Source organism: Verruconatronum alginivorum, assembly GCF_056590205.1.
On record NZ_JBWPVQ010000001.1, the window covers coordinates 2,156,130 to 2,168,413 of the forward strand.

Below are 12,284 nucleotides of genomic sequence, written 5' to 3' on the forward strand. Positions count from 1 at the left end.
CCTTTGGGAACGTCCATGAATCCTTGGGCCGGACTTATGTTCCGTTCGCCACACCCCACTCGTTGTGCCGTCACGGGGAGGTCGTGACAACAACCGGTTGGGTCCATGCCTCCTGGTTCTTTCCCGTCGCCACCCGCTCGGAGACCTTTTCGGAAGAAACGACTTTTGCCCGGATGTAAAGTTCGGTTCCGTCGGCATGGTAGGAAGCTGGAATCGAAGTGGTTTCGTAGAGGACCGTTCCGATCTCGTCGCTGTAGCGGCGGGTCACTTCTTGCAAGACGTCACCGGCATCGTTCGTGACGGGTTCCGATCTGGGGTCGAAGTCGTGCCGCGTTCCATAGAAAGTGGTGGTGTAGGTGGCACCGGATTCGACCACTCTCTTCATCGCGGAAATGAGGCTGTCCAGATTCAAGTTGTCCGCGATGATCCGGACCCATCCAGGTCTGTTTTCCCTGTCCGGGTCAAAATGATAGCCGTGGTCGTCATTGGTGGCCACGCCATAAATGACATTGCCGGGGGTTCACGCAGGCGAAAGGCAAGAAGTATGTCCCATAACCGATCCATTGGCTTCAAATGACGATTGGGAATACCCCAATTCCGTCGACTTTGGCCGGCGTTGAAGATTTCGAAAAAGCGGAGTTCTTCGACCCGCAGGATTTCCTCGATGGGAATTCCGGCGTGGTGATTGATATAGCAGAGAAACGATAGCATCGGTTGTTGATACTCCGATTCTTGCTGTTGGACGCTTCGCACCATGCTGCTGATGTGAAAGTCACCGGTGGTCCGGTTCGGAGGACGGTATGGTGGTCGGTGATGAAGAGGAAATTGTAACCATTGTCCCGGTACCAGGCCGTTAAAACCTCCGGGGCACTGGCTCCGTCACTCCACAGTGTATGGGCGTGCGTCTGTCCTTTGAACCATTGTTTTCTATCCCCTTCCTGAAAGTGAAACGGACCTGTTGAAGCGCTTTGCTCTGAAGAGGGGGTGGCGGAAACCGTCAGGCAGGAAGAGAAAAGGTGGAGGGATCCGGCGAGTATCACAAAAAGCGCCGAGCGAGGCTTGAATGAATCGAGTCGTTCTCTATGAAGGGTGTGATGCAAGACGTGCATGTCGCTTATTTTTTGGGTGTTCGGGGCTATGGACAAGTTCAATGGATTGTGCCTGCCGGTCGTATGATTTGAGATACAGACATAAGTCCCGGTTTGCTGGGAAACGAAATGCTCAACGTATGGCGTTTCTACGACCTCAATGTCCGGTTTTCAACAAATATTACTGGAATTGGATAGGGCATTTGATTGATGTGGAAGGCAAGATTTGTATTTGATGGAATATCAAACCGAAACAGAACGTTTCATTTGCCGCGTCCGCGGTCATTGTAACCCGAAACCTGCCAAATATTCAATATGATGCTTGCTAGATCTCTCCCCGTAATATGCGCTGCGGTTCTTTCAATTACGAATTCAGCATTCTCCATTGCGTTCTTCGAAAATTTTCAGTCCGGTTATGTCGCGGGCGATTTGGCCGGTCAGCAAGGCTGGGTTCAAGGGTATGGCGAAAATCCAACGCTGTCTCCCATTATCGCGGAAGAGGACGGGAATTACTTCATTCAGGCCGACGACAATAATCGCTACACCTTGAAGGAAGTTGGAAACTTTTTTATTACGAATCAAGACTCAATAATTCTGACTTTTGATTTGATGGTAACTTCGACGGCTCCTAAACAAGCGAGCTTTGGCATAGGAAGATATTGGCAAAGCAGTTCGGGGATCGGACGGCCGCCGGCCGTTGGAGTCCAGGGGACCAATTGGAACGTGCGAGGCTGGAATTTTGGCACCTCCACGCCGGCGAGGAATAGCGCGGGGCAAGTTTTTGGTCCGGAGCTCGATACCTGGTATCGCGTGCGGTCAGTTTGGACGCTGAGCGGGAGTGGGACAGCGACTTTGGCGATTAAGAACCTGACAGCTGGGGAAACCGCGTTCACCCAGCTCTATTTTGACGCCGCCCAGACGGTCGATACCGCTGTTCTGGATTTGGATGATGCTCTGAATAGCGGAGCGCACTTGTGGAGGGGAGTTTATCTTCGAAACCAGAACGCACGCATCGATAATCTCAAAGTGGTTAGAGTCGGAGGTTTCGAGCATTGGCGCCATGAAATGTTTTCTCCCGAGGAAATGTCGGATGAAAGCATCAGCGGCCAGTTCGCGGATCCGGCGGGTGATCGGGTGCCGAACCTTCTGAAGTATTATCTGGGATTGGAACCGAGGGAGGCGGGCCGGGAGCATTTGCCAGGAGTAGCGATTCTTGGAGATGAAATGCAATTGAAGTATTCCCGCCCGACCAACACCCGGAGGGTGGTCCTGATACCGGAAGTTTCTACCAACATGGTTGACTGGAACTCTGGCGAGGAATACACGGAGACGGTAACCGAAAGCCAGGGCGATCAGCAACAGGTGACCGTTCGCCTTCTTTCACCTGTCTCTGGCGAGGATCGTGCGTTCATGCGAATGCGCCCTGTGAACCTCGACTGAGGATCGAGTTTTGGCCGGCCCGCTTACAAGAGTCCCGGAGCATCGCTTCACCGGAGGGCGAGGGGCTGAATCCGGTCCCAGCCCACGTCCGCGAACTCAGGCTTGGTGTCAGGCCATCCAAACACGATCTGCCAGGATCCTTCGGGATGGCTGTATGATCTGTTCGGGTTTCCGTTGAAGGAGGTGCCAGGCCGGCGATCGTCTGCTCGTCAGGCCGTTTACTCCATGAGATCAATGGTCACGTTCATGAACCCCGATCCTTCCTGGTTGATCGAAAAGGGAGATCGGTAGCGGAAGACTTCGACATCGCCTTCGTCCCAGGGACCCTGGTAAAGGACAGCCTCTTCTCCATGGGTTGCCAAATCGGCGAGGTGTCGAGAAGCGCGGACCGCCCAAGCGGCACCGGTCAGGTTTTTTCGAATACGGACATCAAGGACCATGAAATGGTCTTCTCCGGTCCCTGGCGCGATATCGCTATCATGGACTAGTTCGAGCCGAGGAAGGTTTGAACGAATCAATTCGGTTGAGGGCATGCCGAAGACGTATCGGGCGGCGTTTGAAATTCCGGTTGACGCCGGATCGGCCATCGGATCGCGTTGTCCATCAGGCAATTCTTCCGCCCATACTTCATAATCGAACGAATCGAGATAGGCGCGGGGATTGGCCCAGACGAGCGTGCTTTGTTCGGGAAAGAATCCGGAGGGTACCGATTTAAGGGTGACCTGGGAGACTCCTTCGGGAATGGCCACCACGATGTCGAACGATCGCCGGGCCTCGTCGAGAATGTCCCCCTTCAACGGATTGATGATCGGCGATTCGTAGGCCAGTGTGCCGTCGAACAGGATTTGCACGCGGGCGCAAGGCCGGCGGTATTCGGCGTCGTCGAAGCCGGCGGTGACGGTAAGGAATTTCCACCGGGGATCGACCTCGCAGACGATTTCAGAATGGTTCCGGACGGAGATGCCATTCGAAACCGGATTCCCCATCAATCGCAGGGAGTCGCCCATGAAAGATTCATTCACCAGCATTTCCCCCAGTACCGGAGTGAACCGGTGGGTCAGGGAAATGGAATTGCCGGCGTAGGGGGCAAGATCGTCACCCGGGGCTCTGACGTCTGCGAAGCCTCGCAGCCGAATCCGGATACGAGCGGATTCGTTGCCGGAAGCGGTTTCCCGCGTATAGGCTTCGAGAATGCGGTCTCCGTTGACTACGGGGACGGTTCCCGGCGGTGAATAGGAGGTGAAAGGGAGGCCGTCGATCTGGTTGCTGGTTCCGATTCGGTAGAAGATCTGTTTGCCCGGGCCGGGGTCTACAAAGGAGACAGCGGTTCCCAGCGGAATGATCGACCGAGCTGGAGACGCGAGGCGTGGCGCCACCGGGGAGGGAGAAGAGGCATCTGTTCCTTTCACCAGCAACATGCCCCACGGGGAAAGCGCGGGAATGGTGAGGGTGCCGCCTCGATAGTTGTTCCAGCTTTGAGTTGTGCCCTGGGGGGTGATCAAGGTGATATCGACTGTATCCGAACCGGAAATACGGTAAGGATCGAGACCGATCAGGAATGGATCGTTTTGCGAATTCCAATCCACCAAATGAATGACCGAGACTGTGTTTTCGGGCGATTGGCGAAGGAAGCCAAAGATATTGTTTTGGTTGATCCAAACTCCGGCGTGCATGGTGGCCTCCGGAAGAACCAGTTCCCGGTTGGGTATCCAATTGTAGAGGTTATGGCGGAAGTCGACACCGGAGGTGCCAACCAGATCGTATGAATCGAAGTAATTCCGGTAAGTTGAAACAAAATGGAAGAGATCCCCGTATTCTTCCGGTGTGCCGAAGTAGCGCGGAGCGTCATGCATATACATGTCCCACGGTACGAGTGGAACCATGCCGAGCGAGTAAGCCGTTGCGATATTGAGCCGGGTGTCCGGCAAGAACGAAGGTTTGGTTTGATAGTTCGCATCGACCATCGAAATCAATGCCTGAAGTTTTCCCTCGCGAGCGGCATTATTTGCCATCACCAGCATGGTTTGTGGTTGATTGAAGTGGGCCTGGAACTCGCCGATTCGAAAATCGAAGACCCGGTCGATGTCGTTCCAGTCATTCACCCCGTTGCACGACCAGGGGATCGCTTTGCCCGTAATGGTTTCGACCGCCTCGCGGACGCTTTGGTAGAAATCGACCGTGGCTTCCAGTTGTGCTTTCTTGAACACCGGCATCAAGGGGCTCCCGGTCCATCGCCAGAGGTCCTGGTCGTCCGGAGCCCCCAGGTCGAGAAAATGGGCGCGGAGATTGAAGGTTTCGACATCGTCGACTCCGAGTTGGCTCAATTCGGCGGCGGTAAAGTTCTCCTCGAGGTAATTCCGGAAAAATTCCACGGAAGCGTCGGTGAAGCTCGCGCCGTAACGAATGGCTTGATAATTTCCGTGCGGATCATCCCGATGAAGGGAGACGATGTTCTGGTTCAGCAAGCCGGTCAGATAGTCACCGTAGTATTCGATCCAATCGGGAATGTTGGTATCTGGGATGAAGTGGGTGATGGGGGCGTTCGGACCGAAGTTTTGGGCGGCATGGGTCGCGATGACCTGTTCGCCATTTACATTGCGGATCGTGAAGTGATTAACCAGATCCTGGATTTGTTGGCTCGATTGATTGGCCCAGACATCGCGGGCATTGGCCTGCATCGCGGTTCCTACATTGACTCCAAGGGCCTTGGCATCAGCGATCCAGCCATTGGTGACCTCATAGATCCAAAGGATGTTATCCACTCCGAACGCGGTGGCTGTTTCAAGGGTATTATGAGGATCGTTGGTGTTGACCGGACGCATTCGCAAACCTCGCATCAAGACGTCACCCCGTTGGATCGGGGGGCGGTTGGTGTTGATGGAGAGATTGAAAATCGAGTTGTTTCCGGATGCGTCCGGGTTGGTGCCGAGCCGGAGCCAGACGGCATCCCATCGGTTTGCCGGGGAGACCGCCGACAACTGGAGGCTGGGAGCGTTGATGGTCTGTCCTGAGTTGAAATACAAGGGAGTGAACTCTGTTTCGCCCGCGGTGAGATTCTTGATCTCCAGAGTCGCGGTGCCTTCACCGGCGAGATTCCAGACTGAACGGATCCGGTAGCGGTGGCCGACGATGGGCCCCAATCCGGCTCCGCTGGGAGCCCGGGCAATATGGGTGGCTCCGAATGAACTCCCCCGGATGACCCATACCCCATTTTGAACCCCGATATAAGCTGGAGTTTCGCCATATTTACCCGGACCGAAACCGAGATGGTCATGGGTGGTGGCCGACCAGGCGGTCAATTCCATTTCGACCACGACATCCGAGTCCGTCGTGAGATTCAGGCTGTTGATCGGACGTCTGGCCCGGGCTTGCTGGTTCGCGTCCGCCGTGCGCGGACCGGTGATGCGGTTCTCGTTCGACTGCCATTCGATCATGGGAGAAGGGAAGGATCCTATCGACTCCCAAGGCGGGTTCCCTACTCCTGCCAAAGGCCGGGCGGGGGTGTAACGGAAGGATTCGTGGTAGGATGCGGCCGTAGAATCCGGCGCAAGCGGACAGAGGCAAACCGTGATGAGAAATCCCAGGATTGTCTTGGGAAAACGAGATGCAGCGAGTGAGATGGCCATGATTGTCGTGATTGGAAAACCGGACGCCTGGCTTCGAGGCGGATCCGGCTGGTTGAAGAAAGGGATCGCATCGGACCTGGTCCGAATGAAGCTTAATCAAGCATCATTCGGCATCCGTCACCATGCGAAAAACCTTTGGCGTTTGGACATTGGTTGCGGAATCCTGACATCAACGAATCTCAAATGGAAGAGGCCTTGGAGGAATCGAGGGTGCTCACGGCCAGGTCTCTGTTGGACTATGTCCGAATTCCGATTGAATTTGCCTAAACACGAACACGGATTTGTTCGATCCCAGTCGAACAGCGTGGTCGGTTCAGTCGGGCTGATTGACGGGATCGGGAGGCTTTTGCCCGGCCAACACCGCGGCGACGTTTTCTCAAGCCATCCGCTCGGGATTCCCTCGTGCCTCCGCCGATGTGGGGAGTCAGGACAACGGTCTTCATGCCGATGAGCGCCGGACGCACGCTCAGTTCGTTCTCGAAGACATCGAGGCCGGCTCCGTCGAGATGCCCCCTTGGCAGGGCTGCGGTCAGGGCCGCCTCGTCCATGGTCTGTCCCCGTGCGAGATTCAAGAAGATCGCGCCCGGTTTCATGCTGGCGAAGCGGTCTTCGCTCATCAGGCGCCGCGGCTCGGGCTGGAGGGGAACATGCAAGGAAACCACGTCGGTCACAGGAAGAAGTTTGTCGAGGGAACGATCCCGAGAGTCTTGCGGATGAGCTCCATCCCATCCCGGCGGCCGGGCTGAAAACTCTTCCATTCGCTCGAGCGGACAAATATACCCGCCTCCAGGATACACCGGGCGACGTTGAGGAGTAACGCAAAGGTGCAATTCGCCGTCGATTCGACGAAAGTGCCGGGGGCATGAGGTCTCCGCCGGCTGGGCCCATGATAATCCTGGTTTTTCCCCGGAGGGATCTGGTCACGTTCTTCGGGACCGTGTTGGTGATGAGATCTGTTGGTTGCATAAGAGTCATTTCCGTCGTCAGAAAACGCCAAAACGATCCCAGGCTTCCTGGGCGCCCATTCCGTTTTTGATTGCCTGATACACCTGCTTTTCTCCTTTTGCCTTTTTGAGTGCTTCCGTGAAGGTTTCCCGTTCGAGTTCCCGAGGCACGACGCAAACGCCATCAAGGTCGCCGAAGATGATATCGCCGTCGCGGACGGTCACCTCGCCGAAGCGGATATTGCATCGGAAGTCGACGACCTTTCCGCGAGGGCGCTGGTCCTGGGAATATCGTCCCATCGAAAAGACGGGGAAATTGGCTTCAAGGATACCGCGCGTGTCGCGGGAATAACCATTCATGACCGCCCCCGCCGCCTTCCGGTTCTTCGCGGCCGCACTCATCAGTTCTCCCCAGAGGGCATATCTCGGCGACGAGCCGGAGCAAATGTAAACATCCCCCGGCTGAAGATCATCTAGGGCGCGCAGCATCAAGCCGAAAGGTTGCCGGACGACCTCACTGCGGCGGGACGGGCCTTCGCCTCCCTCGTCGTCAATTTCCAGCACCGGCATGGCACGGCCGATAACGACCATACTCTGGTGCAATGGCTGGATTGCCGGAGGAAGAAACTGGTTTCTATAGCCAAGAAGGTCGAGGATATCGCCGACGACAGCGGTGTAGAGTTCCGCTCGTGCCACCGCGAAAAGTTCGGCATCGTTGGTCCAGGAAATGTTGGTAATCATAAGTGATAAACGTTAAGGGAGTTTAATCCTCAGCTGACCTGCGGAACCAAGGGAGGGGAACTTGCGAGAGCTGAAGCTTCGCATACCATTAGAGCGCGACCATAGATCCGAAGGGAATGGGCCTGACGCGAGAGGGTCAACCGGGGGTGTCCGGCGACATCTTTCAATCCCGGGCTGAAACGGCTCCAGCCGAATTGGAGATTGTGCCCGCCGTCGCAGAAGCGACTGTCGACGACGAAGCTGACGATTTTCGGTCCGCCGTCGACGATGACGACGACGTGGTGGGTTTTGCCGGGAAGGAGCAGGTGAGGTTCGCTCCCGTGGAGCGGGCGACCGTCCGAGATATTCCTCCAATCCGGGAATCCTCCTCGGCCAACATCGGTCAAAAGACAGTCGGGTTTGCCCAGACGGCGTGGTTTTGTTCGTGAAAGAATCCATTGGGCACAACGCGGAGTTCCAGGCGTTTGGCGTCTCGTGGGATTTTGACTCGGATCGAAGTAACTTCCCTGTCTTCGTCGTTCAGGATCAATTTCGACGGATTGAAGACGCGGGATTCGTAGGCGAGCCGATCGTCGAACCAGAGTTGGAAACGTGCCGAAGGACGCCGGTCCTCGGCGTCATCGATGCCGACATCGACGGAGAAGTATTCCCACTCCGGTTCGAGGTCGAGGGCGAGTCTGGTATGTCCTCTTGTCGTCACCGCCTTCTCCACCCTATTGCCGAGCAAGGTAAGCGGGGCCGCCAGGAAGGAATCATTGACCTTCATTTCCCCTGACACGAGCGTGAAGGAGCCGGACAGATCCTTGCCGCCACCTGTTCCCGTCGCATCGTCCGGCGCGCCTGAAAAATCGCGGTAAACCAGGTGAAACGTGTTTAGTCCTTCGGAGCGATCTCCGGTCCTATCGTCGACGAGGTAAGCCTGAATATAGCCCCGGCGGTTCAGGACCGGCGGCGATTCCGCTCGAAACGGTATGAAATCGCTTTCAGTTGAATTTGGATCGTCGGTCAGGCGAACCATCAAGGTCTTCCCATTCGCAGGCTCGGCAAATTGGATGGGAGTGCCTGCCGCGGCGACGATCGATTCAGGGGAGTTCAAAACCGGCGCGGGGAGGGCGCCGGGAGATGCTTCGGATGGTTCGACGATGAGGAGTCCCCATGGCGTGACCGCGGGGATGTCGATGGTGTGTCCGCGATAGGCCGGCGCGATTGCCTCGGGGGGAAGGCCCGGACGCAACAGGGTGAGATTGGCGGTTTCCTGACCCAAAACATCTTGCGGGGGGAAGGTGATCGAAAACGAATCCGGTTCTTCCGACCAGTCGACCAGGTGAATGACCGCGCCGGTTCGATTTGGATGATTCCTGATAAAGCCGAAGATGCCTGGTTCATTGATTCGAAGAGGCGATGAGGGGGGCTCATGGCGGAACCGGATCTGGCGGTTTGGCAGCCAGGCATACAGCCTGGAGTCATGTGCGAGGCCCGAGACCGATGAAAACGTATGCCCGTCGAAATGCTGGCGGTTATCGGATACGAAATGGTAGAGATCCCCAAAGTCGTCCAGGGATCCGTAATACCGGGGGGCGTCGTGCATAAACATGCACCAGGGGACCAGTGGAATGGTTCCGACGGCATAAGCGGTGCCGATGTGTCGCCTGGTGTCCGGAACGAAATCCGGATTCGTGGCGTAATTCCGGTCAACAATCGAAATCCAAGCCTGGGTGAGATTGGCATCGTGAGAGTAGGTTGCCATTTCCAGGATGGTCTGGGGCTGGTTGTGGTGGTTTTGATACTCGCCGATGCGGAAATCGAATGCCTCTTCGAATTTCTGGATTGGACCTCCACCATTTAATGACCATGGAATACTCATCCCTGTTTCTTCCTCGACTCTTTGTTTGGCCATAAGGAAAAAGCGCCGGTCCGCCTCCATCATGGCGGCGAGGAAGAGAGGCATCAGGGGGCTTCCCCGCCATTGCCAGAGGGAATTGTCGCTCGGAGCGCCCAAATCGAGAAAATGCTGTCGAATATCGAACGTCTCGACATCTGTCACTCCCAGCCGGGCGAGTTCATCCTCGGTGTGGTTCTCACGGAGATACTCCCGAAAGAACCGGATGGAATGTTCGGTGTAAGTCCCCCCGGATCTGACGGCCCACGAATTCGAGGCGGGATCATCCCGATGAAGGGTGTCAATGCCGGTGCCGTAGAGCATTTTCAGGTAATCGACGTAGTAATCCAGCCATTCGGGATCGGCCTGATCGGGGACGAAATGGGTCACCAGGTGGTCATCGAAGTTTCGAAAATGCTGCGGCATAGTCTGTTCTCCTTCCAGGGTGCGAATGGTGAACCGGTCGACCAGTTTCTTCGCTTCGCTTCGCGACAGATTTCTGTGCCAAAACTCCCGGGCATTGGCGGCCATTGTAGTTCCAATACCGATACCTTCCTGGCGAACCTTTCGGTTGAATTCCGGAGAGTTTTCGTAGATCCAGACGATATGGTCGACCCGGAAGGCCTTTGCCGTGGCGAGGGTGTCGTGTTTGTCCTGTTCGTCGCGCGGCCAGACGATGAGACTTCGCATTAAAACATCGCCCAGTTCGATCTCGCGGTTCGAATGTGGAGGTGCCGGTTCAAGATGTTGTTGACCGGTTCCATTCTCGGCGGGGGTGACGGTGGCGGCGGTAGTGGGAGGTGCGTCGGCGCAGCCGGTAAGAGCGAAGGCCAGAAGCAGGCAGGAAGATTTAAGTATGGAAGAAAATACATTCATGTTGATTCAGGAATTGTTTGGGAGGTGAGCCGGCAGATTAATTATTCCCTTGTCCAGGGGCCAGGACCCGCCGTTTTGGAGTGCGCGGACATGTCCGAGCTTTCCCTCGTGACTTATTGATGAGAAAATATGGGCATTAATAGCGTTCCAGTTCTTTGGCGGTCGACTCCTCCGTAACGATGCCGGCTTCCTTCAGGCGGTGGAGAAATTCGTCGAAGCCGTATGGCATATCCGCGAAAACTTCCTGTCGCCATGCTTCGAAAGCGCGGGTCATTCGCTCCACTCGTTCGGGATACTGTGCGGCAAGATTTTCCGTTTCCGCTTTGTCTTGGCGGACATTGTAGAGCTCCGGGGGCCGGTTGATATGTGAACGAAGCAGTTTCCAGTCACCATCGCGCACGGCGAAAAGGCGGTTTCCGAAATATTCCATCCAGACCTGGTAGGGTTTTTCCCAGAAGAGCAGGCGTTCCTCGATCTCTCCGTCACCCCTGAGGAGAGGCGAGAGATCGGCTCCGTCCAGCGGTTTGGCGTGGGAGGGTAGAGAGATGCCCGAAAGCCCCAGGAAGGTTGGAAAGAGATCCATGGTCATGGTTGGCACATCGGAGATCCTTCCCGGTTCGATCGCGTTCGGCCAATGGACCACCATTGGCACTCGTACGCCACCCTCATAAACGGTCTGCTTGCCCATGTGCTGGTTGAGTGGAGGGTAGCCGTAGCCATTTTGCCCATTGTCCGATGTAAACAGGATCAAGGTGTCTTCTGCCAGTCCCATTTCAATGAGCCCGTCATGGATCATCCCGACCGCTTCGTCGAGCGCCTCCACCAGTTCCTTGTGTATGCGAGGATAGTCGGTGCGAAAGGTCTCCTGGTAATCCCACCGGTTCGCCTCTTCCCTGTCCCCCGGACCGATGCGGGAGGAGGGATGCGGGGCAGTGAAGGGGAGATAGATGAAGAAGGGACGATCGTCATCCTTCCGGATAAAATCCAATGTTTCGTGCGCTTGCACATAGGTCCAGTATTCGCCGGAGGCTTCGGCACGCTCGCGGCCCCGGAACAGGATGGATCGTCCGTTCCGAATCATGGAGAACATGTTGCCCGCGCTCCCCTCCACTCCGACGAAATGTTCGAACCCGTGATCCATCGGATGATATCCCGGAGTTTCGAGGGGGCCGAGGTGCCATTTGCCGATCATCGCGGTCCGGTAACCGCCATCGCGCAGGACCTCCGCGACGGACACGTTCTCCGGGGAAAGGCCACGGAACGGGGTCTCGGCATCCGGGAAGACACGCGCGAAGGCATGCGAGGTTTGCCCAAGGACGTTTACGATTCCAGTCCGGTGCTGGTAGCGTCCGGTGATGATTGCTGCCCGGGTGGGGCTGCAGACCGAGCAGTTGGCGTAAAAATCGGTCATGATCAAACCATCCCGTCCGAGGCGATCGATGTTGGGAGTCGCTATAGGCGGGAGACGAGATTCGGATTGACGCTCACGCTCCTGGGGAGAAGGGGGACCGTCGGTTCGAAAAAGCTCCACGCAGCCGTAGCCGAGATCATCGGCGACCATCAGGATGATGTTTGGGCGGCTCTCCGCGAATGCCAGGCCGGGAGCGACGCAGAGGAGAGAGGTGGCAAAGACGGAAACCGATAGAGGTGTTCGTGTTATGGTCATGGCAGGAATGATACGGTTCAGGCT

10 protein-coding genes are annotated in these 12,284 nt (G+C 56.2%); 2 read left to right on the plus strand and 8 right to left on the minus strand.

Translation table 11 applies throughout. The features are described 5' to 3' along the window. Positions 1-70: 70 nt before the first annotated feature. Positions 71-385 carry a hypothetical protein gene (locus ACWUI2_RS07605; protein WP_486982256.1) on the minus strand — a complete coding sequence of 105 codons (315 nt, stop codon included), beginning with the start codon at positions 383-385 and terminating at the stop codon, positions 71-73. 188 nt (positions 386-573) lie between these two features. Here ACWUI2_RS07605 and ACWUI2_RS07610 point away from each other — a divergent pair, with 188 nt between their 5' ends. Further along, entirely contained in the window at positions 574-708 is a 135-nt protein-coding gene (locus ACWUI2_RS07610) for a hypothetical protein (RefSeq protein ID WP_486982257.1), read from the plus strand. Between the two features lie 752 nt (positions 709-1,460). On the opposite strand, the gene ACWUI2_RS07615 is transcribed toward ACWUI2_RS07610, so the two are convergent. Further along, positions 1,461-1,670, minus strand: a complete 210-nt coding sequence (locus ACWUI2_RS07615) for a hypothetical protein (RefSeq protein ID WP_486982258.1) — start codon at positions 1,668-1,670, stop codon at positions 1,461-1,463. Positions 1,671-1,940: 270 nt separating this feature from the next. Here ACWUI2_RS07615 and ACWUI2_RS07620 point away from each other — a divergent pair, with 270 nt between their 5' ends. Next, a complete protein-coding gene (locus ACWUI2_RS07620) occupies positions 1,941-2,528 on the plus strand; it encodes a hypothetical protein (protein WP_486982259.1) in 588 nt (195 codons plus the stop codon). Positions 2,529-2,746: 218 nt separating this feature from the next. Here ACWUI2_RS07620 and ACWUI2_RS07625 read toward each other — a convergent pair whose 3' ends face one another. The 6 genes from ACWUI2_RS07625 to ACWUI2_RS07650 all read right to left on the minus strand — a co-directional run bounded on the left by ACWUI2_RS07625 (position 2,747) and on the right by ACWUI2_RS07650 (position 12,260). After that, complete coding sequence (locus ACWUI2_RS07625; protein ID WP_486982260.1) at positions 2,747-5,962, minus strand: NPCBM/NEW2 domain-containing protein; 3,216 nt, start codon at positions 5,960-5,962, stop codon at positions 2,747-2,749. A 455-nt stretch (positions 5,963-6,417) separates the two neighbouring features. Next, entirely contained in the window at positions 6,418-6,912 is a 495-nt protein-coding gene (locus tag ACWUI2_RS07630; protein ID WP_486982261.1) for an NAD(P)-dependent oxidoreductase, read from the minus strand. A gap of 225 nt (positions 6,913-7,137) precedes the next feature. Continuing rightward, a complete protein-coding gene (locus tag ACWUI2_RS07635) occupies positions 7,138-7,839 on the minus strand; it encodes an RraA family protein (RefSeq protein WP_486982262.1) in 702 nt (233 codons plus the stop codon). A gap of 29 nt (positions 7,840-7,868) precedes the next feature. Beyond that, positions 7,869-8,225, minus strand: coding sequence for a hypothetical protein (locus tag ACWUI2_RS07640; protein WP_486982263.1), 357 nt, complete (start codon positions 8,223-8,225; stop codon positions 7,869-7,871). Further along, positions 8,222-10,594 carry an NPCBM/NEW2 domain-containing protein gene (locus ACWUI2_RS07645; protein WP_486982264.1) on the minus strand — a complete coding sequence of 791 codons (2,373 nt, stop codon included), beginning with the start codon at positions 10,592-10,594 and terminating at the stop codon, positions 8,222-8,224. Before ACWUI2_RS07645 ends, ACWUI2_RS07640 begins: the two co-directional genes overlap by 4 nt. Positions 10,595-10,730: 136 nt before the next feature. Continuing rightward, positions 10,731-12,260 (minus strand): sulfatase-like hydrolase/transferase, encoded by a 1,530-nt coding sequence (locus ACWUI2_RS07650; RefSeq protein ID WP_486982265.1) that lies wholly within the window; start codon positions 12,258-12,260, stop codon positions 10,731-10,733. Positions 12,261-12,284 lie beyond the last annotated feature (24 nt).

Bases quoted from the DNA above. Each gene is read 5' to 3' on its own strand.
- ACWUI2_RS07605 (WP_486982256.1), bottom strand. From the start codon at position 385: ATGAAGAGAGTGGTCGAATCCGGTGCCACCTACACCACCACTTTCTAT.
- ACWUI2_RS07610 (WP_486982257.1), top strand. From the start codon at position 574: ATGACGATTGGGAATACCCCAATTCCGTCGACTTTGGCCGGCGTTGAA.
- ACWUI2_RS07625 (WP_486982260.1), bottom strand. From the start codon at position 5,962: ATGATCGAATGGCAGTCGAACGAGAACCGCATCACCGGTCCGCGCACG.
- ACWUI2_RS07630 (WP_486982261.1), bottom strand. From the start codon at position 6,912: ATGGAAGAGTTTTCAGCCCGGCCGCCGGGATGGGATGGAGCTCATCCG.
- ACWUI2_RS07635 (WP_486982262.1), bottom strand. From the start codon at position 7,839: ATGATTACCAACATTTCCTGGACCAACGATGCCGAACTTTTCGCGGTG.
- ACWUI2_RS07645 (WP_486982264.1), bottom strand. From the start codon at position 10,594: ATGAATGTATTTTCTTCCATACTTAAATCTTCCTGCCTGCTTCTGGCC.
- ACWUI2_RS07650 (WP_486982265.1), bottom strand. From the start codon at position 12,260: ATGACCATAACACGAACACCTCTATCGGTTTCCGTCTTTGCCACCTCT.